16 protein-coding genes are annotated in these 25,208 nt (G+C 53.0%); 9 read left to right on the forward strand and 7 right to left on the reverse strand.

Features of this window, described 5'->3' with window-relative positions; all coding sequences use genetic code 11:
- The first annotated feature begins 34 nt into the window (after window positions 1-34).
- A complete protein-coding gene (locus tag GJJ30_RS09430; RefSeq protein ID WP_310588221.1) occupies window positions 35-2,392 on the forward strand; it encodes a TonB-dependent receptor domain-containing protein in 2,358 nt (785 codons plus the stop codon).
- An 84-nt stretch (window positions 2,393-2,476) separates the two neighbouring features.
- Here the strand turns inward: GJJ30_RS09430 and GJJ30_RS09435 are convergent, their stop codons facing one another.
- Entirely contained in the window at window positions 2,477-3,907 is a 1,431-nt protein-coding gene (locus tag GJJ30_RS09435; protein ID WP_154174874.1) for a glycoside hydrolase family 125 protein, read from the reverse strand.
- 233 nt (window positions 3,908-4,140) lie between these two features.
- On the opposite strand from GJJ30_RS09435, the gene GJJ30_RS09440 reads away from it, so the two are divergent.
- From GJJ30_RS09440 to GJJ30_RS09455, 4 genes are all read left to right on the forward strand, one after another.
- Entirely contained in the window at window positions 4,141-4,476 is a 336-nt protein-coding gene (locus GJJ30_RS09440; RefSeq protein WP_154174875.1) for a PadR family transcriptional regulator, read from the forward strand.
- Between the two features lie 107 nt (window positions 4,477-4,583).
- Window positions 4,584-7,262 carry an ABC transporter permease gene (locus GJJ30_RS09445; RefSeq protein WP_229313048.1) on the forward strand — a complete coding sequence of 893 codons (2,679 nt, stop codon included), beginning with the start codon at window positions 4,584-4,586 and terminating at the stop codon, window positions 7,260-7,262.
- Window positions 7,263-7,389: 127 nt separating this feature from the next.
- Window positions 7,390-10,071 carry an ABC transporter permease gene (locus GJJ30_RS09450; protein ID WP_229313049.1) on the forward strand — a complete coding sequence of 894 codons (2,682 nt, stop codon included), beginning with the start codon at window positions 7,390-7,392 and terminating at the stop codon, window positions 10,069-10,071.
- Between the two features lie 112 nt (window positions 10,072-10,183).
- Window positions 10,184-12,787, forward strand: coding sequence for an ABC transporter permease (locus tag GJJ30_RS09455; protein WP_229313050.1), 2,604 nt, complete (start codon window positions 10,184-10,186; stop codon window positions 12,785-12,787).
- A 100-nt stretch (window positions 12,788-12,887) separates the two neighbouring features.
- Here GJJ30_RS09455 and GJJ30_RS09460 read toward each other — a convergent pair whose 3' ends face one another.
- From GJJ30_RS09460 to GJJ30_RS09470, 3 genes are all read right to left on the reverse strand, one after another.
- Window positions 12,888-15,401 (reverse strand): mechanosensitive ion channel family protein, encoded by a 2,514-nt coding sequence (locus tag GJJ30_RS09460; RefSeq protein WP_154174876.1) that lies wholly within the window; start codon window positions 15,399-15,401, stop codon window positions 12,888-12,890.
- A 104-nt stretch (window positions 15,402-15,505) separates the two neighbouring features.
- Window positions 15,506-16,609, reverse strand: a complete 1,104-nt coding sequence (locus GJJ30_RS09465) for a 3-oxoacyl-[acyl-carrier-protein] synthase III C-terminal domain-containing protein (protein ID WP_170299153.1) — start codon at window positions 16,607-16,609, stop codon at window positions 15,506-15,508.
- Between the two features lie 175 nt (window positions 16,610-16,784).
- On the reverse strand, window positions 16,785-17,741 hold the full coding sequence (locus GJJ30_RS09470; RefSeq protein ID WP_154174878.1) for a phytanoyl-CoA dioxygenase family protein: 957 nt from the start codon (window positions 17,739-17,741) through the stop codon (window positions 16,785-16,787).
- Window positions 17,742-17,930: 189 nt separating this feature from the next.
- Here GJJ30_RS09470 and GJJ30_RS09475 point away from each other — a divergent pair, with 189 nt between their 5' ends.
- The 3 genes from GJJ30_RS09475 to GJJ30_RS09485 all read left to right on the forward strand — a co-directional run bounded on the left by GJJ30_RS09475 (window position 17,931) and on the right by GJJ30_RS09485 (window position 19,504).
- The gene (locus tag GJJ30_RS09475; protein WP_154174879.1) at window positions 17,931-18,773 is read left to right on the forward strand and encodes an AraC family transcriptional regulator; all 843 of its coding nucleotides are present in this window, start codon (window positions 17,931-17,933) and stop codon (window positions 18,771-18,773) included.
- A 141-nt stretch (window positions 18,774-18,914) separates the two neighbouring features.
- Window positions 18,915-19,151 (forward strand): type II toxin-antitoxin system HigB family toxin, encoded by a 237-nt coding sequence (locus GJJ30_RS09480; RefSeq protein WP_229313064.1) that lies wholly within the window; start codon window positions 18,915-18,917, stop codon window positions 19,149-19,151.
- Complete coding sequence (locus GJJ30_RS09485) at window positions 19,148-19,504, forward strand: helix-turn-helix domain-containing protein (RefSeq protein ID WP_154174881.1); 357 nt, start codon at window positions 19,148-19,150, stop codon at window positions 19,502-19,504. Before GJJ30_RS09480 ends, GJJ30_RS09485 begins: the two co-directional genes overlap by 4 nt.
- 17 nt (window positions 19,505-19,521) lie before the next feature.
- Here GJJ30_RS09485 and GJJ30_RS09490 read toward each other — a convergent pair whose 3' ends face one another.
- Genes GJJ30_RS09490 through GJJ30_RS09500 form a run of 3 tightly spaced genes read right to left on the reverse strand, consistent with a single transcriptional unit; the run spans window position 19,522 to window position 23,020 of the window.
- Window positions 19,522-20,883 (reverse strand): APC family permease, encoded by a 1,362-nt coding sequence (locus tag GJJ30_RS09490; protein ID WP_154174882.1) that lies wholly within the window; start codon window positions 20,881-20,883, stop codon window positions 19,522-19,524.
- 3 nt (window positions 20,884-20,886) lie between these two features.
- A complete protein-coding gene (locus tag GJJ30_RS09495; protein WP_154174883.1) occupies window positions 20,887-21,960 on the reverse strand; it encodes a mandelate racemase/muconate lactonizing enzyme family protein in 1,074 nt (357 codons plus the stop codon).
- Entirely contained in the window at window positions 21,950-23,020 is a 1,071-nt protein-coding gene (locus GJJ30_RS09500) for an N-acetyltransferase DgcN family protein (protein WP_154174884.1), read from the reverse strand. Before GJJ30_RS09500 ends, GJJ30_RS09495 begins: the two co-directional genes overlap by 11 nt.
- Window positions 23,021-23,309: 289 nt before the next feature.
- On the opposite strand from GJJ30_RS09500, the gene GJJ30_RS09505 reads away from it, so the two are divergent.
- A complete protein-coding gene (locus tag GJJ30_RS09505) occupies window positions 23,310-25,076 on the forward strand; it encodes an ABC transporter ATP-binding protein (protein WP_154174885.1) in 1,767 nt (588 codons plus the stop codon).
- Window positions 25,077-25,208: the final 132 nt, after the last annotated feature.

The following is a 25,208-nucleotide window of genomic DNA, read 5'->3' on the forward strand; positions in this document are numbered from 1 at the left end:
CTTTTTCAACTTAATTCCCAGCCTGGCCCAGAACGTGCTGATCGGAACAGTTCGTGAAAAAACGAGCAACGCGCCGGTGGAAGGGTGCAGTGTGTATCTGAAAGGTTCGCGGAACATTTTCACCACCGATAGCGCGGGGCGGTTTTCCATCCCGAATCTGAAAACCGGTACGCACCAGCTCCAGTTTTTCTCACTAAATCACCGCTCGTTCAAAACCGAAGTAACCGTCGAGGCCGGAACAACGAACCTGGAGTTTACGCTGGAAAGCATTGAGAAAACACTCAACGAAGTAACCGTTACGGCCCAGCAGGGGAGTTTCGGCCTGACCCGCCTGCGCGAAGTGGAAGGCACGGCCATTTTTGCGGCCAAAAAATCGGAGGTGATTTTGCCCGAAAATCTGGTGGCGAATCTGGCGACCAACAACGCCCGGCAGGTGTATTCCCGCGTCGCCGGGCTAAACATCTGGGAAAACGACGGGGGCGGTTTGCAGCTCAGCATCGGCGGGCGCGGCCTCGACCCAAACCGGACGTCGAATTTCAACGTCCGGCAAAACGGCTACGATATCAGCGCCGACGCCCTGGGCTATCCCGAAAGCTATTACACCCCGCCGACCGAAGCGCTGAAACGCATCAAGATTGTACGCGGAGCGGCTTCGCTGCAATACGGAACGCAGTTTGGCGGATTGCTCAATTTCGAGATGCGTCAGCCCGTCACCGACCGCACGTTTGAAGTAACTTCGCGGCAAACCGTGGGTTCGTTCGGTTTTTTCAACTCATTCAACAGCGTCAGCGGAACGGCTAAAAAGCTGAGTTACTACGCTTTTTTCCAGTATAAAAAAGCCGACGGCTGGCGGCCCAATTCGCATTTCGACAGCAAAACTGCCTATGCCGATATTCATTACCAACTGACCGACGACGCCAAAATTGGGCTGGAAGTGACGCACATGGATTACCTGGCCCAGCAGCCGGGCGGTTTGAGCGACGAAATGTTTGTCGCCAACCCGCGGCAGTCGAACCGCGAGCGGAACTGGTTCAAGGTGGACTGGAATCTGTTCAATGCCCATTACGACTGGAAAGTGAACCACCGGTCGGACTTTAATTTCATTGCGTTCGGCGTGGTGGCTTCGCGGTATTCGCTGGGTTTTCGGCCCAACCGGGTGGCCACAGTCGACAACGAAACTTTCGAGCGGGATCTGATTGCCGGTGATTTCCGGAACTACGGTTTTGAAGCGCGGTTTCTGAACCGCTACAAACTGGGAAAAAAAGACGGCGTTTTTCTGGTCGGAACGCGGTATTACCACGGGTTTAATCACAGCCAGCAGGGCGTGGGGGCAACCGGCAAAGACCCGGATTTTACGTTCGTGGAACCCGATAAGCTGACGTCCTCCGACTACCGGTTTCCGAACCGGAATGTGTCTTTATTTACCGAAAACGTCTTTTTTCTGAGTTCGAAACTATCGGTAACGCCCGGTATTCGCTACGAACACATCCGCACCACCGCCGACGGTTTTTACGGAAACATCGTCCGCGACCTGGCCGGAAACATCATCACCATTACCCAGACGCCGGAGAAACGGGTGAACCCGCGCGGTTTTCTGATTGCCGGTATTGGCGTGAGTTACAAACCCTCATCGCAGTTTGAAGCCTACGGAAACATTTCCCAGAATTACCGTTCGATTACGTTCAGCGACATGCGGATTTCAAATCCGTCGGCGGTGATTGATCCGAATTTGCAGGACGAACGCGGTTTTTCGGCAGATGCGGGCGTGCGAGGTGAGAAGAATGGGGTGCTGAGCTACGACCTGAACCTGTTTGCGCTCAACTACGGAAACCGCATTGGCGAGGTGCAGTTTTACGACGCCAGCGACCGCGTTCTGCGCAAACGCACCAACATCGGCCGGGCGCTGATTGTCGGACTGGAATCCTACGGCGAAGTGGAATTGCTGCGGTTGCTGCCCGGCCAATCGGATCGCTGGGGCTGGTCGGTTTTCGGGAACCTTGCGTTGACTCGTTCCAGCTACGTGAAAAGCCAGATTCCGGGCGTGCAGGGAAATGAGGTCGAGTTTGTTCCGGCGGTCAACCTGAAGTCGGGGATGCGGTGGGGATACCGCAACCTGAAAGCGTCGTTCCAGTTTACGTATCTATCCGATCAGTATTCCGATGCGACGAATGCCGTCGACGGCGGTTTTTCGGCGGTTATCGGACGGATCCCGTCGTATCACATCATGGATTTTTCGCTTTCCTGGACCTACCGCTGGCTGAAGCTGGAAGGCAGCGTCAACAATCTGACGAACGAATTTTACTACACGCGCCGGGCCACCGGCTACCCCGGTCCCGGCATCCTGCCCTCCGACGGGCGAGCGTTCTTCCTGACGGTAGGCGTGAAATGGTAAAACCCTGACAGCGGTTAAATGGGGAGAATACGTTCGCGAGAAAAACGAGATGGCCGCTGACAGGGTCTTCGACCGCTGACAGGGCTACAACGGTTTGCTCAGCAACTGTGGCCGTTCGTTTACCACTTTCAGAATCAATTCCCCAAACAGCGTATTGGCCCAGGCGAACCATTTGCGGGTAAATTGCTTCGGATCGTCTTTATCGAACGATTCGTGCATGAAACCGGTCCCGGCGTGCGTCTTTTTCAACTGGCGGAGCTGCGTCAGAATCTCCTGTTCATTGGTCGATGTGAGCGCGCGCATGGTCAGGCTCATCGTCCAGATATTGTCCACCAGCGTATGCGGACTGCCGATGCCTTCGGCGGCTTTCCCTTTGAAATAGTACGGATTGTCGGCGCTGAGCGAAAACCGCCGGGTGTTCTGGTAAATCGGATCAGCGGCCGAAACCGCTCCCAGATACGGCAATGAAAGCAGGTTGGGCACGTTGGCGTCATCCTGCAACAGGTGGTTGCCAAAACCGTCGACTTCCAGCGCGTACAGCTTCCCGTATTTCGGATGCGTATAAATGGCGTACTGCTTCAGGGCGGTTTCCACTTCGTCGGCGAGCGCCCGGCATTCTTTCGCGAAAACCGCATCGGACCGGATTTTGTCCGTCATCGCGGCCAGTTGCCGGAGCGAGGCAACCGCAAACCAGTTGGAAGGCACCAGAAACGGGAAAACCGTGGCGTCGTCCGAGGGGCGGAAAATGCTGTGAATCAATCCGATGGGTTTCGTTGGGTTGCCGTAGCCGTTACCCGGAACCGTGTCGGTCGACCAGGACGTTTCGCGGCCAAATTTGTATGGCCCACGACCGGTTTTGCGCTGTTGCTCGCGGCAGGTTTTCACGATCAGCCGCATCGCGTCGGCCCAATCGGCATCGAACGGGCTGGTGTCTTTGGTGGTTTGCCAGTAGTGATACGCCAGCCGAATCGGGTAACACAGCGAGTCGAGTTCCCATTTGCGTTCGTGCAAACCCGGTTTCATGGCCGTGATGTCTTTCTTCCATTCGCCCTCTTTTTTAGGGTCGGAATAAAACGCGTTGGCGTACGGATCGAGCCGGATGCACTGCGTTTGGCGTCGAATTACGCCCGCGATCAGCTTCCGTAGCGGTTCATCTTCTTTTGTTAAGGGCAGATAGGGCCAGACCTGAGCGGTGCTGTCGCGGAGCCACATGGCGTCGATGTCACCCGTGATGACAAAGGTGTCGGGTTTGCCGTCGGCTTCGCTGAACTGAACGGTTGTGTCGAGCGTATTGGGAAAGCAGTTTTCAAAAAGCCAGGCCAGTTCGGGATCGCGCACGGTTTTCTTCACCCGTTCAATGGCTTTTTCGACGGCAATGCTGGTGAAATTTCGTTTCCCGGCAGCCTCGCGCACCACCGGAAAATCAGCCGGTTGAGTGGCAAAAACCGCTTGCGTGCCGAACGCTACTCCGGCGCTGGCGGCAGCGGTTTGCTGTATAAAATGACGACGATTCATATGAGATTGGGATTTGGCTGGCCCAAAAGTAGAAATAAATACGCCGTTTCGGAAGCTGGCGGGACTGTCCAGATGCGTACAAAAAATGTCCGTTTTTGGACAGATGCTCACCCCGGTTTTTCAAAAACCACCTTTAACGGCACAGGATGGCAGGTTTTTTCATTTGGCAACAGATTTGATATACGGAAATAGAAGAAATGATTCAGACCCCTTAACCAAACGGATCTTCATTCATGCGACGCAGTGATTTAGGTGAATTTGAAGAAGTTGTTCTCCTGACGGTGGCCGTGATGGTGCCGAAGGCCTATTCGGTCATCATCGCGGAAGAGCTCGAGCGGGAAACCGGCCAGCCAGTGAGTACGGGAGCGGTTCACGCGGCTCTGCAACGGCTGGAGCAGAAAGGCTACGTCTCGTCCGTGCTGGGCGAAGCCACCGCCGAGCGGGGTGGTCGCCGGAAACGGCTGTTCACCGTCACCGCCCTGGGTGGCCGGGTCCTGACCGAAGTCCGTTCCGTCCGCGAACGGCTCTGGGAGCGGATTGTCCCGCCAACGATGCTGGAGTGGAGCTAGGTTTCTAATGAATAATTAACAATTAATAATGAAATGACTTCGTGGCTTACGGCTCTTACTTTTCGTATTGGGACTAATTATTCATTGTACATTATTCATTGTTCATTATGAAAAAACCGCCCCGCTTTCCCGACCGCATCCTTACCTGGCTGGTGGCTCCGCACCTGCGCGAGGAGGTGCTGGGCGATTTGCACGAACGCTATCAGCTGCAAGTGCAGCGACTGGGCGAGGCAAAGGCCCGGCAGCGCTATTGGCGCGACGCGGGAACGTACGTGCGGCTGTCGGTGATGAAACGAAAACCAACGGACTATTCGACTACTTTTTTCCTGAACCCTGAAATGCTACGCAATTATGTAAAAATCGCCTTCCGGAACCTGGTCAAGAATACCGGTTTTTCCGCCATCAATATCGTTGGGCTGGCTCTGGGCATGATCTGCTGCCTGTTCATTTTTCTGTGGGTGCAGGACGAAAAAAGCGTCGATAATTTTCACGCCAGGGGCGACAACCTCTATACCGTTTACCAAACCATTTCGGCCAACGGAAAGGTGAACGGGACCTACAGTACCCCGGTGCGGGTGACGTCCGGCCAGCGCACCGGCTTTATGCTGGAAGATCTAAAAAACGCCGTTCCGGAAGTGAAACACCAGGCGTTTTATGCCACCGGCTACGAACTGCCCTGGGGGCATCCCGAGACATTTCAACTGGGCGATAAGAAATTCAAGCTGGAAGGCTCGCGGGCGGGCCGCGATTTCTTCAAAATATTCAGCTATCCGCTGCTGGCGGGTAATGCCGAAACCGCGCTGAGCGACATCAACGGGGTGGCCATTTCCCGGAAAATGGCGGAGCGGTTTTTCGGGACGCCCCGGAAGGCGATGGGAAAAAGCCTGCGGTACGAAAACCGGCTGGATTTTCGGGTGTCGGCGGTTTTTGAAAACCTGCCGGTGGAAAGCTCGCTGAAATTTGATTTTCTGCTCAATTGGGAAGCACAGAATACCAAACTGGAATGGTCGTCCAACGAATTTCGCCTGTTTATTGAACTGGCCGAAAACGCGAACGTGCCGACGGTAGCGAACAAGATCAACCGGTTTCTCGAGCCGCGACTCACGAAGAATAAGGGAGTTACGACCCAAATCGGGCTGCAACGGTTTCGGGATCAATACCTGCACAGCACGTTTGTGAACGGAAAACCGGAAGGTGGCCGCATCGAATACGTGCAGATTTTCAGCGGGGTGGCTCTTTTTATCCTGATCATTGCCTGCATCAATTTCATGAATCTGGCCACGGCCCGCTCCGTCAAACGCGCGAAGGAAGTGGGCGTTCGGAAGGTGTTGGGTTCGACGCGGAGCCATCTCATCGGCCAGTTTTTTGGGGAAGCGGTTTTGCTCGCTTTTCTGGCCATGCTGCTCACCTTGATTCTGGTCGTGCTGCTAGTGCCGGTTTTCAATGAATTTACGGGAAAACAGATTCCGTTGCCCCTGGCGCAGGGTTCGTTCTGGCTGTCGTTGCTGGGACTGACGATTTTAACGGGCTTGCTGGCGGGCAGTTATCCGGCGCTATTTCTGTCGTCGCTGCAACCGGTCCGGATTCTGAAAGGGATTCTCCGTTTCACGCGGGGTTCCGTCTGGTTTCGGCAGGGCTTAACGGTTTTTCAGTTTGGACTGGCCATTGTGCTGCTGGTGGCAACGCTCGTTGTTTCCCGGCAGACCAGCTACGTCCAGCACGCGCACCTGGGTTATGACCGCGAAAACCTGCTGTACGTTCGCATCGAAGGCAATCTGGCGAATCAGCGCGGCTACACCCTTTTCAAAGAACAGGCTTCCCGAATGCCCGGTATTGTGATGATTGACCGCAGCAGCGAAGCTCCGCACACGATGGGGTTTGTGGTGGACGAACACGACGGATCGGCAGAAACCAAAACCGGGGAAGATGCCATCAACTGGGAGGGGAAAGAAAAGAATGCTTCCGTCGGTTTTAAACCCACGTCCGTTGGCTTTGATTTTGTTAAACTCATGAATCTGAAACTGGCCGACGGGCGTAATTTCTCCAAAACCATCTCCACCGATTCGTCGGACGCTTTTCTGGTGAACGAAGAAGCCGTTCGGCAAATGGGGCTGAAAGAACCAATCGGCAAATGGGTGTCGGCCTGGCAAAAGAAAGGGCATATCATTGGCATTCTGAAAGATTACCACACGCATTCGCTGCATGAGCCCATTAAACCGCTGATTGTGGATGTGAAGGAATACGAATATTTCGGCGTGGTGCTGGTCCGGACCGAAGCCGGAAAAACCAAAGAAGCGCTGGCGAGTCTGCAAAAGGTTTACGGTGAAATCAATCCCAATTATCCGTTTGATTATCAATTTATTGACCAGGAATACGAACGGCTTTACCGCAGTGAGCAGGTCATGGCGAAGCTCTCCAATGTGTTTGCGGTGCTGGCCATTCTGATTTCCTGTCTCGGGTTGCTGGGCCTGGTCATGTTTTCGACCGAACAGCGCACCAAGGAAATTGGCATCCGGAAGGTGCTGGGAGCGTCGGTCGGTCAGATTGTGACGCTGTTTTCCCGCGATTTTCTCCGCCTGGTTCTAATTGCGATTCTGATTGCGTCGCCCATTGCCTGGTACGCGATGAACCAGTGGTTGCAGGGATTTGCCTATAAGGTGACCGTTGCCTGGTGGATTTTCGCGCTTTCGGGCGCGGGCGCTCTGGCGATTACTTTGCTGACCATCAGCTTTCAAAGCATCAAAGCCGCGCTGGTAAATCCGGTGAAGTCACTTCGTTCCGAATGAACAATGAATAATGAACAATTAACCGCTGGGCGGCCTCGAATGAATAATGAAAAGGCTTGCGGTATCTGTTGTTCATATTCGCCAATTGGGTTACCTATTGTTCATTGTTAATTATTCATTGTTCATTATGAGCCCCAAACCGCCCCGCATCCCCGACCGCATCCTTAGCTGGCTCATTGCTCCGCACCTGCGCGAGGAGGTGCTGGGCGATATGCACGAGCGGTTTTTCCGGCGGGCCGAATCCCTGGGGGAAGCGACGGCCCGACGGCGGTACTGGCGGGATACTTTGACGTATGTACGACCCGGTTTTATCAAACGTATACGACCGGTCGGCGTGCCGCACCACCGGCGATTCGAAGAACTTTCCTCACCTTCTTTCTTCAAAAGGGCTATGATTCAGAATTATTTAAAAATCGCCTGGCGGAACGTCCGCAACCAGCCCGCACTTTCGTTCCTGAATGTCTTCGGACTGGCGCTGGGACTGGCGAGTTGTCTGCTGATCACCCTGTATGTGGTCGATGAACTGAGTTATGATCGTTTCCACAAAAAAGCTGACCGGATTTACCGCGTCGATATCGATGCAGTTTTTGGCGGAACCGAACAACGCCTGACGCAGGTCGGTGATCCGATCGGGCCGACCTTACAGAAAGACTATCCGCAAGTCGAGGCATACGTCCGGTTTTACAATGTAAACGCGTCAAAACTGGTACGAAATGGCCAAGAAATTATTGATGAACGCCGGTCGGTGCATGCCGATCCGACCTTGTTCGACGTATTTACATTCCCGGCCTTGTACGGAAATACCAAAACCGCCCTGGATGCGCCGAATTCCGTCGTCATCACCGAATCAACTGCCCGGCGCTATTTCGGAACGCCCGATGCGGTCGGGAAACCGCTGGAAGTCAACCGGTCGCTTTACACCATAACGGCGGTGATCCGCGATATGCCGCAGAATTCGCATTTTCATTTTGATTTTATCTTCCCGATGAAAGCCGTCACCTACGACTGGGGAAATTTCCTGACCAGCAATTTTCAGACGTACGTGGTTCTGAAAGAGGGTGTTCATTACCAGGAATTTAATCGGAATTTCGCGCAGGTTATCGAGAGATACTTTTTTCCGCAGGCACAACAACACATGAAGATGAGCAGCGCGGAAGACTTTAACCGGGGGGGCAACAAGCTGGTCTTTGCCTTATTTCCACTAACTGATATCCACCTGCGCTCGGATCGGCAGGATGAGTTGGAAGCCAACGGCAACATTCAGTTTGTCTATATTTTTTCCGCCATAGCTCTATTCGTTTTGCTGATTGCCTGCGTCAACTTCATGAATCTATCGACGGCCCGGTCGGCCAAACGCGCCAGGGAGGTTGGTATTCGGAAAACGATGGGGACCAACCGCCCGGCCCTGATCGGCCAGTTCCTGACAGAATCGACGCTGACGGTGTTTTTTTCGCTGCTGCTGGCGCTGGGAATCACAGCTGCGGGAATGCCGTTTTTTAACGAGCTGGCCGCTAAATCGCTGTCGGTCAATCAACTGTTTATGTTTCCGGTTTTACCCGTTCTGCTGTTGATTCCGCTGGTCGTCGGGCTGCTGGCGGGCAGTTATCCGGCGTTTTTTCTGTCCGGTTTCAAACCCGTAGCGGTTTTGAAAGGGTCCATTGGCAGCGGTTTTCGGAAGAGCAATTTCCGGAATGCGCTGGTGGTTTTTCAGTTTGCCACGTCGGTGATGCTGATCATCGGCACGCTCATCATTTACCGCCAGCTCAACTACATCCAGACGAGAGATATTGGCTTCAATAAACAACAGGTTCTGATTGTCAACGGCACTCACGCCCTGGGATCGAATATAGAACCGTTTAAGAATGAATTACTTACCCTTCCAAATGTGGTAGCCGGTACCTTAAGCGGTTTTCTGCCGGTTTCTTCATCGGCGCGCAACGGCCTGACGTTATCAAAGGTGCCTGTCAGCTCGCCCGATAACATGTTTGACACCCAAAACTGGTTTGTTGACTACGATTACCTCAAAACGATGGGTATGACCCTGACGCAGGGCCGCAATTTTTCCAAAGACTTTGGGTCGGACGCCAGTGCCGTCGTCATCAATGAGTCGTTGGCGAAACTCCTCGGTTATCAGAATCCCGTGGGGCAGAAAATCTATCCGGTCAGCAACGGAACGGCCACGCCCTTTACCATCATTGGCGTGGTGAAGGATTTCAACTACGAATCGCTGCGCCAGACCGTTAGTCCGCTGCTTTTTTCGCTGCGTTCCAACACCGAACTGGCGTCGTTCCGGGTCAACACGCAGGATCTTCCGAAGCTGTTGCAACAGGTCGAAGCCGTCTGGAAAAAATTCCCGACCGGCGCGCAGTTCAGCTACCGGTTTATGGACGAAGCCTTCGATACGATGTACCGGGCCGAGCAGCGGGTCGGGCAAATTGCGCTGACGTTTGCCGGGCTCGCCATCCTGATTGCCTGCCTGGGCTTGTTCGGGCTGGCCACCTACATGGCCGAGCAGCGGACCAAAGAGATTGGCATTCGGAAAGTGCTGGGGGCCAGCGCGGGCGGGATCGTGACGCTGCTTTCCCGCGATTTCCTGAAGCTGGTATTGATTGCCATCCTGGTGGCGTCGCCGGTGGCCTGGTACGTCATGAACCGGTGGTTGCAGGAGTTTGCGTACAAAATCAACATGGAGTGGTGGGTGTTTGCCGTTGCCGGTTTACTCGCCATCGGTATTGCGCTGCTGACGGTGAGTTTTCAGAGTATCAAAGCCGCGCTGATGAATCCGGTGAAGTCACTTCGTTCCGAATGAACAATGAATAATTAAAAATGAACAGGCTTTGCGATTTCTGGTGTTCGAGTTCATTCGGGGCCGCTCGGCGGTTCATTGTTAATTATTCATTGTTCATTATAAAGCGTTCATTATGCCCCCGCTACCGCCCCGTTTTCCTGATCGAATCCTCTCTTGGCTCATTGCTCCGCACCTGCGCGAGGAGGTGCTGGGCGATATGCACGAGCGGTTTTTCCGGCGGGCTGAACAATTGGGGGAGGTCAAAGCCCGGCGACGGTACTGGCGCGACATGCTGGCGTATTGCCGCCCGGCTTTTATCAAACGACAACCTGAAGAATTTCCGAATCCAACTTCGATTGCTATGTTACGTAATCATTTCAAAATGGCGTTCCGCAACCTGATCGGCGGGAAGAGCTTCTCCTTTATTAACATTGCCGGGCTGGCGGTGGGCATGGCCGGGGCCGTGCTGATTCTCCTGTGGCTGCACAATGAAATCAGCTTTGATCAGTTTCATGCCAACAAGGACCGTCTTTATCAGGTATACGGCCTGACGGGGAATACGGATGGTGCGCCGTTTGCAATTCCGATTACGTCGCAACCATTGGCACCCGCTTTAAAAAAGGATTATCCGGAAGTGGAAGCAACCGCGCGGGTGGCCGCCAATGACAAATTTCTGCTGACCGTCGACAACAAAAGTTTTACCGGAATTGAAGGAAATATGGTCGATCCGGCTTTTCTGCAGCTATTCAGTTTTCCGCTGGTAGCCGGTTCGCCCAGTGATCAACTGATTGATATTCATTCCATTGTGATTACCGAAAAACTGGCCCGGAAATTATTTGGTACGGACGACGCCCTGCACAAAACCATTCGGCTTGATTCGGAGGATAATTTCACCGTGACCGGCGTTTTAAAAGACCTGCCGCCGAATACCCGGTTTACGTTTGAATACCTCCTGCCGTGGGATTATGTGAAGAAAATCGGCTGGAGCAATGAAAGCTGGCTCAGCAACAATACGCCAACCTATGTTCTGCTCAAACCCAATACGAACGGTGCGGCTTTCAGTGAAAAGATCAAAGACCTGACCCGCCGGTATGCGGGCCGCACGGATGTCTGGACGCACTTTCTTTTTCCGCTCGACCAATGGCATTTGTATGCGCGCTTTGAAAATGGAAAACCGGTCGGTGGGCGCATCGAAACCGTGCGGATTTTCGGTCTGATTGCCGCTTTTATTGTCCTGATTGCCTGCATCAATTTCATGAATCTGAGTACGGCCCGCTCGGAGAAACGGGCGAAGGAAATCGGAGTGCGGAAGGTCGCCGGAGCGGGTCGCGGTTTGTTAATCGGGCAATTTATTGTCGAAGCGTTTTTGACGACTGTGGTGGGCGGTTTTTTCGCCCTGCTGCTCGTTCAACTGGCATTACCGGTTTTCAATACGCTCGTGAACGCCCAGCTTGCCATTCCGTATTCGAGTTATGGTTTCTGGCTTTCGGCGCTCGGTTTCATGCTGTTGACGGGTTTGCTGGCCGGGAGTTATCCCGCCTTTTACCTGTCTTCGTTCCAGCCGATCAGCATGTTTAACCAGCAGTTCAAAAAAGCCCGGCTGGGGCTGTCGCCAAGGAAGTTTCTGGTCGTGCTCCAGTTTACGTTTGCGATCATTCTGGTGATTGCCACGATTGTGGTTCGCGATCAGATTATTTTTGCGCAGGAACGTGATAAAGGCTATGCCAACAACGACCTGATTCGGGTGGATTTTGTGGGCGATATTGAAAAGAATTACCTGGCAATCAAGCAGGAACTGATCCATTCAGGGGTGGCCGAATCCGTTACGAAAACCATGTCGAGCGTCACGAAGGTGGGTTCGCGGACCTGGGGATTGCGGTGGACGGGCGAAGACCCTGCCGATACCAATACATCTATTTCGCTGTTCAGTGCCGATGCCGATCTCGTCAAAACCGCTGGCCTGAAGTTAATTGAGGGGCGGGATATTGACATTGAAAAGTATCCTGCGGACAGCTTTTCCGTCCTGTTGAACGAATCCGCCGTCAAACTGATGGGGTTCAAAAATCCGGTCGGGCAAGTCATTACACAACCCTATTCCGGGCAAACCTGGCGCGTAGTGGGCGTCGTGAAAGATTACATCGTCGATTCGCCCTACGCCAAAATTCCACCGATCGTGATTGAAGGGGCCGGTGCCTGGTTTAGCACGATGCACATCAAATTCAAACCGGGGGCTGACACGTCCGACAAGCTGGAGAAAACCGAAGAGATATTCAGGAAATACAATGCGGCTTATCCGTTCGATTATCAATTCATCGATCAGGAATATGCCCGCAATTTCGACAACGAACAGCGCACCAAAACCCTGGCGGGGCTTTTTGCGGCTCTGGCCATCCTGATTTCGTGTCTGGGACTCTTTGGCCTGACCTCATTTACCGTCGAACAGCGCCGAAAGGAAATCGGCATCCGCAAAGTGCTGGGGTCGACGGTCGGGCAAATCGTCGCGTTTTTATCCAAAGACTTTCTCAAGCTGGTGCTGGTCGCGTTCGGCATTGCCATTCCGATCACCTGGTACGCCATGAACCAGTGGTTGCAGGATTTTACGTACCGCATTGGTATTTCCTGGTGGATTTTTGCCGTCGCCGGAATAATCGCAGTTCTAATTGCCTTATTAACCGTCAGTTTTCACACCATCAAAGCCGCGTTGATGAATCCCGTTCGCTCGCTACGCTCGGAATGAATGGCACTGCCCGTGCCAAATGAACAATTAACAATGAATAATGAACATCAGTACGTTACCCTGTTCATTATTCATTGTTAATTGTTCATTTAAATTTTGTTCACATCAACTTGACCCCCGCTTCTTTAAAACGCCGGTAGATGTTGAGCAGCACTTCGCTGCGGAACTGATCTTCTTTGTTGACCGAATTGATCCAGGTTTGCACCTTGAGCTCGATGGCGTCGCTGGTGATCGTGGACAGGAAAATTTCGGGCTTCTGCCGCTTGATGGAATTCGGATGTTTCGTGATTTCGTCCCGAATCATGGTTTTGAGCGTGTTTAGATCGTGCTCGGTGTCGGCTTTGATGGTCAGTTCGATGCGTTTGGCCTTGTGGTTGATGGTCCAGTTGATGACCTGACCCGACAGCAGATCGCCGTTCGGAATAATAACCTCCGAACCTTCCGTGGTCAGTAACCGGCTGGAGCGGATACCGATGTTTTTGACCCGCCCTTTTTTGTTCGTAATCTCAATAAAATCACCAATCTGGAACGGTTTGTCGAAGATTAGAATAATGCCCGAAACCAGGTTGTTGACGATGTTCTGAAGCCCAAGCCCAATTCCGACGCCCAGCGCCCCGACAATAACCGTTACCTTGTCGAGCCCGATGCCGGATGCGACAATGGCGAACAGAAAACCGCCAATGAGCATGAAAAGGCGGATCATCACCAGCTGCGAATTGGTGGTATTGATGTTACCACCGATCTCATCATCGGTTTCACCAAAGAAATAGCCGATGTATTTCCGTAACGCGCTGGACAGGTACAACACAAAAAAGAACAGGACGATATTGCCCCAGGTGAAGGTGGTGCTACCTACTGTGCGTTCGGTCGCCAAAAAACCGCTAATTGCCTGATAGACGGAGTTGTAAACGTAAATGTTGTTGGTGAAAATGATCAGCCAGGCGATGATGGCCACCACGCTCAACGTCCGGCGCAAACCGATTTCCAGCTTCTGGTAGTTAAACCGGGACGCAATGCCTTCCGAGAGTTTGCCGCTGACAACCTGCAGCGCGAACGCTTCGTGGATGATCTGAACCATCGTGAAAAGGCCGATGGCCTGGGTTAACCCGTAAATTGAAGCCGTTGTGAAGATCTTCGCCAAACTCATGCGGCCCAGTATGTTGCAGAGAATCGCCAGCGAATTCAGCACGATATACAAAATCGAAACCTGTTTGATGAAACCCGTCAGTGACAGGGTCAGCCGAATCCGGTACAGAAACAGAAATCCGAAAACGACCGATATGGCGTTGAGAACCAGCAGCCAGATTCGAAAACCGATGCCGGGATCGATAATGGACGAACGCGTGATGATCACCAGCAGGTACAGGCCGACGATGGCCAGCCAGTTCAGAAACAATGGCCGGGGCCAGCTCCGGAAAAAGAGGCCCGTGAGCGCCAGCAAAAGCACAAACTGCATCAGTTCGACGTAAACCGCCGGGGGCCGCAGGTCGAAAAACGGCGCAAAGTTGAACACTACCACCAACACCGAAAACACCGGAATCGACCGGAGGTAGCGGATCTTTAGCTCGTTCCGAACGGTTTCCCGCTTCCCGTGGCTGTCGATAACGGCAAAGCTACGGTAAACCCAGACGAAAAAGGCCACGCCAATGGCCAGCATGTAAATCCAGTTTTCGGCGCTGCGGTTAAAATAATACGCCAGCATTTCGCGCTGCCCTTCGTACGAACGGGCCACCAGATTGTCCAGGTGATCGTCGGAGCCCGCACTTTTGGGTATCGACCAGATGAAATCCGTTTCCTTGCCGGTGATTTTGCCGTTGAATTCCCGGATGCGCTCGTTCACTACGTTAATCAACTCGGCGGTTTCGAAATACCCGTCGGAAACCGCAGCCTGCAGCTTGTTAATGCGGGTCAGGTTCTGATTGGTCGATTCGCTGGCCTGAATCCATTGCTGCCGTAAATCCTTCATGGAATTGAAATATACGGCGCGGGAGTTGCTATCGGCGGGCAGCACCAGCAGCGAATCGCGGGCCAGCGAAATCAACTGACCGTTCATGCCGGATAACTGTTTTTCGTAACCGGAAAGCGTCTCCCGCCAGGCTTTGAGCTGCGTTTGCATGTCGTCCAGCAAAACCTGAAACATGAGCATGTTTTTCATGTCGTTCACTTTGCTGTAAAGCCGCAGGTTGGTCCGGATCGTGTTGACGTACGACTGCACTTCCGGCAGGTTACTCTCGATTTGCCAGGTGTTGAATCCCCGGCGGGTTCGGTTGCTGATGTCGTTCAGAACCGTGTGTCCTTTTTCCAGCCGGGCAATGATGCTATCGACCGGAATGCCGGGTTGCGGAATAATGGGGAGGCTATCGACGGGCGGATTTTCGGCGGTTTTCTGGGCAAAAAGCGTTGGAGCCACCAGGAAAAAGGCCCAAAAAAAGGCATTCAAAACCAGGCGGGTTTTTAAGCAGTATTTGTATTCTGGATGGATGATTGTCCAACTCATCAGGCTTCCGGTTTTAGTACAATCGAACGTCTCGTTCGGGGTGTCGCTCTTACTTACTACTACCGAAATTCCGGAATTGTTATCATTCTGGCGGTTTTGACCCTCAGAAGTGAGCATTTGCACTTGCAAAATTGGCTGTCTGAACGCGGATAGGCGGGCAAAAAAAAGATCCCCGATTCGGGGATCTTTTTTGATTTCATAGGTTGGAATTTGGAAAAAACTCAGGCAAGGCGGGTGATGAAAGCGCCCCGTTCCGGGCCTGCGCCCACCACCGAGATACAGATTTCGTCGCCGGTTTGGACGAGACCGCTGGCCATGTCGTCGTGCAGCAATTTGACCGTGCTGGTGGAAACCAGGTTGCCATACGTTTCCACGTTGACCCCGAACTTCGATCGTGGAATGGCGCAGGATTCGATCAGATGATTCAGAAAACCGTTGGTCAGCACGGGGCTGGCCTGGTGCGTGTAAATTTTCTGCACGGCGGTCAGGTAATCGGGGCGGTTTTGGAGCAGGGTCTGGTGGTTCAGCATCATGCCTTTCATGTAATATTCCTTCACGCGGTCGCCCGCCATCCCGAAACAGGAAAGCTCCTCGGATTTTGCCTGACCCGGCGGATTGAGCGCACCCCCGCCCATGTAATGAATCAGCGGATCGTCAAAACCGCCTTCGGTTCCAAACGCCAGCGAATCGCGGGAGTAAAAGGCCAACCCACCCCGATACCCGGTTTTACGCAGCAGAACCGCCGACGCACCATCCGAGAAAAGTGCCGACGACATCCACAGCGACCGGCCCAGCGGATGGACCGGATTCTGTTTGTAAAGGGACGTTTGGGTGTAGAGACTGCTCAGGCTGTAGGCCACAATCAGGATGTTTTCGGCCGACAGTTGCGTTGCCAGTTGCATGGCGCGGGCCATTCCGGCGCATCCCGCCCCCAACTGGATTGGAACCACCGAATCCGGAATCTGTAAGCTTTTCAGAAAATAAAAGGCATCCTGATCGAGCAGTACCTGATAGGGCGAACAGGTCACCACCAGGACGGCGTCGACCTGGCGGGCCGAAATCTGCGCATTGGCCAGGGCTTCCCGGGCAACCTGCGTAACCACTTCCTGATTCTGGAATACCTCCGGCGCCCAGCTTTTCGACCGTACGCCCAGCACTTTTTCGACCATCGGGCCATCCAGAAATTTCGACGGGTCCTTGCGGTCGGGAACCTGAAACGACGCGGCCCACTCGGCAATGGGCGTAGGCTCGGCAACGTAGCTACTCAGTCCGGCAATCGCCAGTTGAACCGGTCGCACCGGCGGTTGGGAAGGGAAAGATGACATTAGTTTGTTGTTTTTCGGTGGAGAAGAAAACCGGTGCGCCTGTTCTGGCGGCTTCTTCAACCATGAAGATAACAACATGTCTTACCTGTCAATCGAGTCTTTTCTGTGAATGGTCAGATTGATTATTTGAATCCAACAAAACCCTATTTGATATTTTTTCCTCCTTTTAACCAAATCACCACTTTTCCAGTCCCAGCAGTTTCTTCCCCAATTCATTCAATTCGGCGGTTTGGTATTTCGTTTGTTCCCAGCCGCGCGGATCACCGGGGAATGCGTAGCCTTCTGGGGCTTTGCGGTCGCGCCAGGAGGTAATGCGCCACTGCCGCAGGGCTTCGTTGTCTTCCTGCGCGGGCATCATGGAGATGTACTGCGCAATCCGCACTTTATCGTGGGATAGATTCGGGCGGATGCCGTGCGGCTGCGTGCTGTTGAAAATCAGCAGATCCCCGGCTTCCAGCTTCACTTTTACGAGTTCAAAACCGGTCGTGTCGGGCTTAAAATGGTCGCGGTCGGCGGGTTGCGTCAGTTTCCAGGTGTCGTAGGTGCGGTACAATTCGGGAATGCACTGAAAACCGCCCATGTTCTCGTCGGTCTGGTCGGCCAGCGCCAGTACGCCCTGCACGTTTTGCGGTTTGGTTTCGGGATCGTAATCCCAATGAATGAAACCCTTGAACTCAAAACCGGGTCGGGCAGGCAGGTTCAGGTTGGCGCGGTCGATAGTAACCCAGAGTTTTTCGGTTCCCCAGATGTCGACAAACGCATCGTAAATGCGGGCCGACTGCCGGTTGTCCCACAAATACTGGTGGTTGTAAATTTCCACCATCCCGCTGTTATTCAGCTCTTTCATCTTCATTTCGGCGCGGGGCGGGGCATACCAGGTTTCCGGATCGTTGGGGTCTTTTTCTTCAAATTCCCACAGAAACCGGGCGAGACGCTCGGCCTGCTCTTTCGGCACGGCGTTTTTAATGATGATGTAGCCATTCTCGATCCAGAACTGCCAGTCGGCTTCCGAGAGGACGCGCAGCGGTTTACCATTCGAGCGGTCGTTGAGTTTCAGGTGGCTGCTGGTGGCCGTCGACGGGTTGCCGGGAATGTCCTTGTGGGCATTGTCAGGAATCATAGTCGGGGTCATGGCGGCAGGCGCAGATGTTGGCATCATCGTCTCCATACAAGTAGGATTGGTTTTAGATTGAATAGGACAAAGGTAAAGCTGTCTGCCTGTTCAGGGCTACACGCGGAGTAGCCAGTAGTTGAACAATATTGATCTTTTGAAATTATTTTTTACAGGGTTCTGTATAGTTTTGTGCAAATCCGTTTTTCCATGAAAGCTTATCTGGAGGAAATTCAAACCGATGTTGACAGCTCATTCCGGTTGTTGCTGACGCCCCATTTGAACGATTTTTTCATGTGGCATTTCCACCCGGAATATGAACTGGTTTTTATCGAAGGCGCCAACGGGCCGCGCCACGTTGGCGATCACCTGTCCCGTTACGAAGGCAGTGATCTGGTGTTCATCGGTTCGTATGTTCCGCACCTCAATTTCGATTACGGCGTCCGGACTGATTACCGGAAAGTGGTGATTCAGATGCGGGCGGATTTTTTGCGGGATAATTTCCAGAAAATGCCGGAACTGGCCGCCATCGCCCGGTTATTCGGGCAGGCCCGGCACGGTATTGCGTTTTACGGAAGCACGAAACGCCTGGTTGGCAAGCGGCTGATGCGGTTTCACGAGCTGGATCACTTCCGCCAGCTGATCGAATTGCTGGAGATTTTCCAGATTCTGGCAACTTCGCAGGAGTCGACCTTGCTGAACAACCGCCCGGTCGAGTTTCCGTATAATCGCAAGGAGCAGCAGCGGCTGCAGCGCGTTTACCGGTTTATCGATGAAAATTACCAGCGAAAAATCGAAATGGCAGAACTGGCCGATCTGACGAATCTGACGGTGGCGGCTTTTTGCCGGTATTTCAAGAAAATGACCCGGATGACATTTACGGAATTTGTGAATCAATACCGGGTGCGCGAAGCCAAGCGGCTTTTGCTGGCCGACCAGTCCGTAACGGAAGTGTGTTTTGCGAGCGGTTTCGAGAGTTTATCGTACTTCAACCGGATTTTTAAAAGAGTAACGGGACAGAATCCGGTGGGGTTTAAGAGGCAGAATTTGTAGTTTTCCAGTGATGTAAATTGGGCATTTAATTTTTAATTACATATTTGGGAATTATTTTCCTTTATTTGGAATATGGTAATTATAGCAAAGTCGACGCTAATTCAATTTGCTGAGAAATATTCAGATTCAATTGTAGCGTTGATGGAATGGTATGATATAGTTTCAAAAGCGGACTGGTCAAACCTAAATGATGTCAGAAATACGTACAATTCTGTCGATTACGTTGGTAATGAGCGGTTTGTATTTAACATTAAAGGAAATAGGTATAGATTAATTGCGACGGTTCATTTTAGCATTCGAACAATTTATATCAAGTTTATCGGAACTCACGCTGAATATGACCGCATAGATGCCAAAACCATTGAATTTAAGCCATGACTATTACAAACGAAAGTGATTATAAACAGGCTTTTCGGGAATTTGATGCACTAATTAGCCACATGGGTGACGATCCTGAAAAACAAGTGAAAGCCAGGGCACTTGCCGAAAGCATTCAGGCTTATGAACAGGATTTTATGCCGTTCCCTAAACCGACTACGTTAACGAGCATGATCGAATTGAAGATGTATGAGATGAAATTAAAGCAAAAAGATCTGGCGGCTTTGCTGGATGTCGAAGCGTCCCGGATCTCTGAAATTTTGAACGGAAAGCGGAAATTGACGATCGATTTAGCCAAAAAACTACACGATAAATTGGGAATTGACGGAAATTTTATTCTGGAACACCTATAAAAATCGCCATAAATTAATTACCCCGGTTTCTGCCTGTGCCAGAACCAGTAAAAAGGAACGCCCGTGGCAATCAGCCCCAATCCCATTAAGGCTTCGCGGGGCTGTTCGATGAGCGTGATAGCGACCAATGTCAGACAGAACAGGCAGAAAATGACCGGCAAAACCGGATAGCCGATTACCCGGTACGGACGCGGGAGCTCCGGATGCGATCGCCGGAAGAGCATGACGCCGAAAGCCGTTGCCCCGTAGAAAATGAACGAAGCAAACACCAGCATGTCGGTCAGCTGGTCGAACGTGCCCGACCACACCAGCGCCACCGCCAAAACCGCCTGTAACACAATCGAGACCGAAGGCGACTGATAATCCGGGTGAATCCGGGCCACTGAACGGAAAAACAACCCGTCGCGGGCCATCGCGTAATAGATACGGGCGGAAGTCAGGATGGTGCTGTTGGTTGCGTTGAAGGTGGTGCAGAGAATCAGCACCGACACCAGCGTGGCCCCGGTTGTTCCGCTGATCCGGCGAATGACCTCAACGGCGGCAATCCGGTTGGGCGTCAGGTTAAGGGCCATCAGCTCCTCAATCGGCAGGACGTAAACGTACATCAGGTTGAGGAGCAGGTAAATGCCCATCACAAACAGCGTTCCCAAGCCGAGAGCGAGGGGCAGATTCCGCTGCGGATTCTTGATTTCTTCGCCAATGAAAGCGATGTTATTCCAGCCATCGTAGCCCCAGAAAGCTCCCAGCGAAGCAATAAACAGCGCTTTTACCAAAACCAGTCCTTGAATGGTGCCCGCGTCGGATGCCGGACTATTGTGACTGAGATTGGCGAATGTGCCTATCTCCGAGCTAAAACCGGTGATTACTAAACCGCTGATGGTCAGTAAAATAGCGCAGGTCAGTACCCAGCTGATGCCGCCCGCAAACCGGATACCCCGGTAATTGACCAGACTGAGCCCGATGATCAGCACCGACGCAATGCCTTTCGTGGCAAAACCGGTTTCGTCGACCAGCGAAAGCAAACCGACCAGCGACTGGGCAAAAATGTAGGCCAATGCCGAGATTGATGCCGTCCGGACTACTGTAAAATTGCTCCAGCCGTAGAGAAACGCAAAAAACCGGTTGTAGACTTTCTGGTAATAAACGTATTCGCCCCCCGATTGCGGAAACATCCCGGCCATTTCGGCATTGGTCAGCGCCCCGGCCAAACTCACCAGCCCGGCCAGCAGCCAGCACAGCAAAACCAGTCCGGGCGATTGCAGTTCGGCGGACATCGGGGCAATTTTCTTGAACACGCCCGAGCCTACCATGATGCTGATGACCAGTACTATGGCTGAAGGCAACGTAAGCACCCGGGCAAGTTTGGCGACTGGTTTCATCGGTTAAAAGGAGAAATCCGTTAAGCCCAGGCCGGGCGTTCCGGTCGGGTAGAGTAGTCCGTCTTTTACCGTAAAACCGCCTTTGACCACGTCTTCGGCGAGGTCGAAACTGCCGTCCAGGTCGATGTAGCGCGTGTTGGGGCAGGCAAAAGCCGCGTGTAAAGCCGCCGAAATGCTGACGATGCTCTCGTCGTTACAGCCCCAGAAGAGCTCAATCTGGCTCAGCCGGGCGACCGTCGCTATGTCGAAAGCGCCCCGGATGCCGCCACATTTCATGAGCTTGATGTTGAAAATCCCGAACGGTTTGGGCTCCTGCGCCAGTTTCAAGGCCGCTTCACCGCCCTTCAGCGATTCGTCGGCTGCCAGCGTCCGGCGGATCGCCAACGGCAGCGCCCGCAGTTCGTCGTCCGCACCCGCTGGCAGCGGTTGTTCGATTAACTCCACCCTGGAATCGTCGGTTTGCCCGATAAACTGAATCAACTGATCCACCGAATAGCCCTGGTTGGCATCGACGCGCAGCACCAGATCGGGGCCAAACTGCTCGCGGAGCTTCCGAATACGGCCGATGTCTTCGCTTACATCCAGGCCGGTTTTTACTTTCAGCACCCGAAATCCCTGCTCCATGTAGTCACGGGCCGCTTCCAGCGTTTCGGCAATCGGCATAATTCCAATCGTGACGGAGGTTGGTAAAGCCGTTATTTTTTGCCCGTATAATTCAACAACCGGAATCCCGAGAAACTGCCCGAAGGCATCGTGCAGCGCAATATCGAAAGCCGCCAGCGTGCCGGGGCCGTTCGGGAAATGCTGACTGGCTTCGTCGATCAGTTGAAAGGTGTGTCGAATATCGCGACCCACAAACCGCTGAATGGCGTCACTTTGCAGATTCTCAAATGCCTGATCGGGGGATTCGTCAACCACTTCGGGCGACGGATTGGCGGCTCCCAGTCCGATGATGCCGTTGGCTAGTTCGACCACTAAAAAGATATTCTCGACGGCGGAAATGGTCTGATACGCAATCGTATACGGTTTGGTCAGGGCCAGATCCCGGCGGAAAACCCGGATGGATTTAATCTGCATATCGAACGGTTTTTTCGACTAACTGACGAATGACCGGCACCACCGGCCCGACTCCCTCTTCCAGCGGCAGCAAAACCGGAATGCCGAGCCGGTCGGCGTATTCCCGCTGAAACTGCCGGGCTTCTTCGGGCGTACATTCTTCCGTATTGAGGGCCAGCGCGATAACTTCGGCACCGAATTTCTGAATGATTTCGATTTCGGATTCAACCGAAGGGATTTCGCCCCAATGTGGGTCATAATCGAAATAAGTGCGTTTGGGCGCATGCATCAGCACCACATGTTTCGCATTACCCGAAACGATAAACTCCAGTCCGCACGGCCCGCTCGGGTTCCGCAGCGACGACTGCCCTTCGAGCAGCAACACGTCGGCACCGGTTTCTTGCCAGCACGAAACGAGGGCGTGTTCGATTTCGCCGGAAATAAAATCGTTCAGCGTCGAGTCGAAAATAAAACCGTACTGTCCGCCCTGCAGCCAGCCGGTTTGCCCGGTGTAAATCATCTGCGCGTTCAGTCCGGCCGCCCGGCAGGCCTGGGTCAGCAGTCGCGTGGTCGTTCGTTTGCCCATCGCGCAGTCCATGCCCAAAACCGCCAGAATCGGAGCTTTTATCTTGAAAACGTCTCCCGACCAGAAATGCAGTTCGGTGCGGGGTTTGGGTTTCCGAATATCGATCAGCTGCACATTGTTTTCGGCCGCCAGCTGAACGAGCGTCGGGCGATCGTTTAGCAGATCATGCAGGCCATTGACAACCGATAAGCCGTTTTGCAGGCAGGTTTCGATCAGAAATAAGACTTCCAGGGGCAGCACGCCCCCGGTGGTGGCTACGCCCACAATGCCGTATTGCACCGGTCCGGCTGCGGCCAGTGCATCTTCCAGTGAAGCAAAAACCGGTATCCCCCGGTTTTTCCCGTCCAGCACGTCGCCCGCGTCGCGCCCGGCCGTGGGCGGGTCGATCACGCCCACAATGGTATAGCGTTCGCTATCCCGGATAAGCCCGTGAGCGGTTTTTGCATTGGGAGTTGCCAGCAAGCCGTTGGTTAAAAGAAGTGCCCGATCTGCCATAATAGTTACAAAAAGAATCGTTCGGCAAAGAAAGGGCATTCTGCCGAAACCTTAGTAAAGTTTCAACGAAATCGGTTTTCTTTTGAGAAAATATCAGATAATTCCACTTTTATCTACTATTTATTCCGTAACAGAAAGTTTTCGTAACAAAACCGGCTTTCCGGAGTCGTATAGGTGACGGTTTTCAGTTTTCGGTTTACAGTTTTCGGTTGGTCAACGACTTGCTCCATCCAGAATCCCGGCGGAGCTCCGAAAACTGTAAACCGAAAACAGAAAACCGGGAACAGTTATGCAAATTCTGTGGACATACCTGAAACCGTACCGCTGGCTGGTGGTGGTGTCGTTGCTACTGGCTGGTGTCAGTCAGCTATTAACCATGATTGATCCGCTTATTTTCGGGAAGATCATCGACGAATACGCCACCAAACCGATATCCCGGCCCGAAAACGAACTGGTTCGGGGCGTTCTGTTCTGGCTGCTGATTGCTATTGGAATTGCCACGCTGGCGCGGCTGGCGAAGTCGTTTCAGGAATATTGCATGCGGCTGGTGGTGCAACGCTTTGGTACGCAGGTTTTTAACGACGGTTTAAAACAAACCCTCCGGCTGTCGTTTCAGGAATTTGAAGAACAGCGGAGTGGCGAAACCGTGGCGTTGCTGCAGAAAGTGCGGACCGACACCGAAAAATTTATCAATGCGTTCATCAACATTCTGTTTTCGTCCATCGTCGGGATGGGTTTTCTGATCTGGTACGCCATCACCAAACACTGGGCGCTGATTCCCATTTTCGTCATCGGAATTCTGATTCTGGGCGGGCTGACCGGTTTGCTGAGTAAAAAAATAAAAACCGTCCAGAAGGCCGTCAACCGGCAAACCGTGAAGCTGGCCGGGGCCATAACGGAATCGCTGCGGAATATTGAACTCGTTCGCAGTCTGGGACTTACGTTTCCGGAAATCCGGCGCCTGAAGCAATACACCCAGCGGATTTACGAGCTCGAAATGGATAAAACGAAACAGGTCCGGACGCTGTCGTTTTTGCAGGGAACCACCCTGAATGTGCTGAAACAGTCGATTCTGTTTGCCTTGTTATGGCTTATTTTCCGGGATGTTCTGACCACCGGCGAACTGATTTCGATGCAGTTTATTTCGACGGCGATTTTTGCCCCTCTGCAGGATCTGGGCAACATCATCCTGTCGTACCGCGAAGCCGAAGCGTCGCTGGGGCTTTTTGATAACCTGATGAATAAATCCATTGAACGGCGGCCCGACGATTCCATCGACTTTGGCGTGCTGAACCATCTGCGTTTCGAAAACGTGGTGTTTCGACACCAATCCGCCCAGCAGAATGCGATGGATGGGATTTCGTTTGCGGTGGGCATGGGCGAAACCGTCGCGTTTGTGGGACCTTCGGGTTCGGGAAAATCGACGCTGGTGAAGTTGCTGCTGGGGTTGTATAAACCGGTTTCGGGTGAAATTTACTTCAACGACGTTCCGGCGAGCCAGATTCGGTACAACCCGATGCGTCGGCAGATCGGCTTTGTGACGCAGGATACGCAGTTATTTGCCAGTACGATCAAGGAAAACCTGCTTTTTGTCAAACCGGATGCGACCGACGGGGAAATCCGTGAAGCCCTCCACAAAGCGTCCTGCGACCAGCTGATTGCCCGCTCCGACAAAGGGATCGATACGGTTTTGGGCGAGGGCGGCATGAAGTTGTCGGGAGGTGAAAAGCAGCGTATTTCCATCGCCCGCGCCCTGATCCGGCATCCTCGGTTGTTGATTTTCGACGAAGCCACGTCGGCGCTGGATTCGCTGACGGAAGAAGCCATTACCGACACCGTCCGTGGCATTTCGGCCCGGCGCGAGCAGATCACCATCCTGATTGCCCACCGGCTTTCCACCATCATGCACGCCGACACGATCATTGTACTGGAAAGAGGCAAAATCGCCGAAACCGGCACGCACGCCGAACTGCTCGAACAAAAAGGCTTGTACTACGCGATGTGGCGCCAGCAAATCGGCGAACGTCGGCAGGAAAAACAGGTGGCTGGCTGGTAATGCAACCCGTCACGAACATTATCGGGACGCCTTTGTTGTTTGCGAAAAAGCATGCGTCCGTATGGGCAGGCATTCTGCTACCAAACTAAGCCGAAAAGAATATTGAGGTCGTACGGTAGCAATAATCCATCC

It is taken from the genome of Larkinella terrae (genome assembly GCF_009668025.1).
Classification (GTDB): domain Bacteria; phylum Bacteroidota; class Bacteroidia; order Cytophagales; family Spirosomataceae; genus Larkinella; species Larkinella terrae.

Coding starts and splice junctions, on each gene's coding strand:
- GJJ30_RS09485 (WP_154174881.1), top strand. CDS start 19,148: ATGACTATTACAAACGAAAGTGATTATAAACAGGCTTTTCGGGAATTT.
- GJJ30_RS09470 (WP_154174878.1), bottom strand. CDS start 17,741: ATGACCCCGACTATGATTCCTGACAATGCCCACAAGGACATTCCCGGC.
- GJJ30_RS09500 (WP_154174884.1), bottom strand. CDS start 23,020: ATGGCAGATCGGGCACTTCTTTTAACCAACGGCTTGCTGGCAACTCCC.
- GJJ30_RS09450 (WP_229313049.1), top strand. CDS start 7,390: ATGAGCCCCAAACCGCCCCGCATCCCCGACCGCATCCTTAGCTGGCTC.
- GJJ30_RS09445 (WP_229313048.1), top strand. CDS start 4,584: ATGAAAAAACCGCCCCGCTTTCCCGACCGCATCCTTACCTGGCTGGTG.
- GJJ30_RS09440 (WP_154174875.1), top strand. CDS start 4,141: ATGCGACGCAGTGATTTAGGTGAATTTGAAGAAGTTGTTCTCCTGACG.
- GJJ30_RS09475 (WP_154174879.1), top strand. CDS start 17,931: ATGAAAGCTTATCTGGAGGAAATTCAAACCGATGTTGACAGCTCATTC.
- GJJ30_RS09480 (WP_229313064.1), top strand. CDS start 18,915: ATGGAATGGTATGATATAGTTTCAAAAGCGGACTGGTCAAACCTAAAT.
- GJJ30_RS09460 (WP_154174876.1), bottom strand. CDS start 15,401: ATGCTCACTTCTGAGGGTCAAAACCGCCAGAATGATAACAATTCCGGA.
- GJJ30_RS09505 (WP_154174885.1), top strand. CDS start 23,310: ATGCAAATTCTGTGGACATACCTGAAACCGTACCGCTGGCTGGTGGTG.
- GJJ30_RS09435 (WP_154174874.1), bottom strand. CDS start 3,907: ATGAATCGTCGTCATTTTATACAGCAAACCGCTGCCGCCAGCGCCGGA.
- GJJ30_RS09465 (WP_170299153.1), bottom strand. CDS start 16,609: ATGTCATCTTTCCCTTCCCAACCGCCGGTGCGACCGGTTCAACTGGCG.
- GJJ30_RS09490 (WP_154174882.1), bottom strand. CDS start 20,883: ATGAAACCAGTCGCCAAACTTGCCCGGGTGCTTACGTTGCCTTCAGCC.
- GJJ30_RS09455 (WP_229313050.1), top strand. CDS start 10,184: ATGCCCCCGCTACCGCCCCGTTTTCCTGATCGAATCCTCTCTTGGCTC.
- GJJ30_RS09495 (WP_154174883.1), bottom strand. CDS start 21,960: ATGCAGATTAAATCCATCCGGGTTTTCCGCCGGGATCTGGCCCTGACC.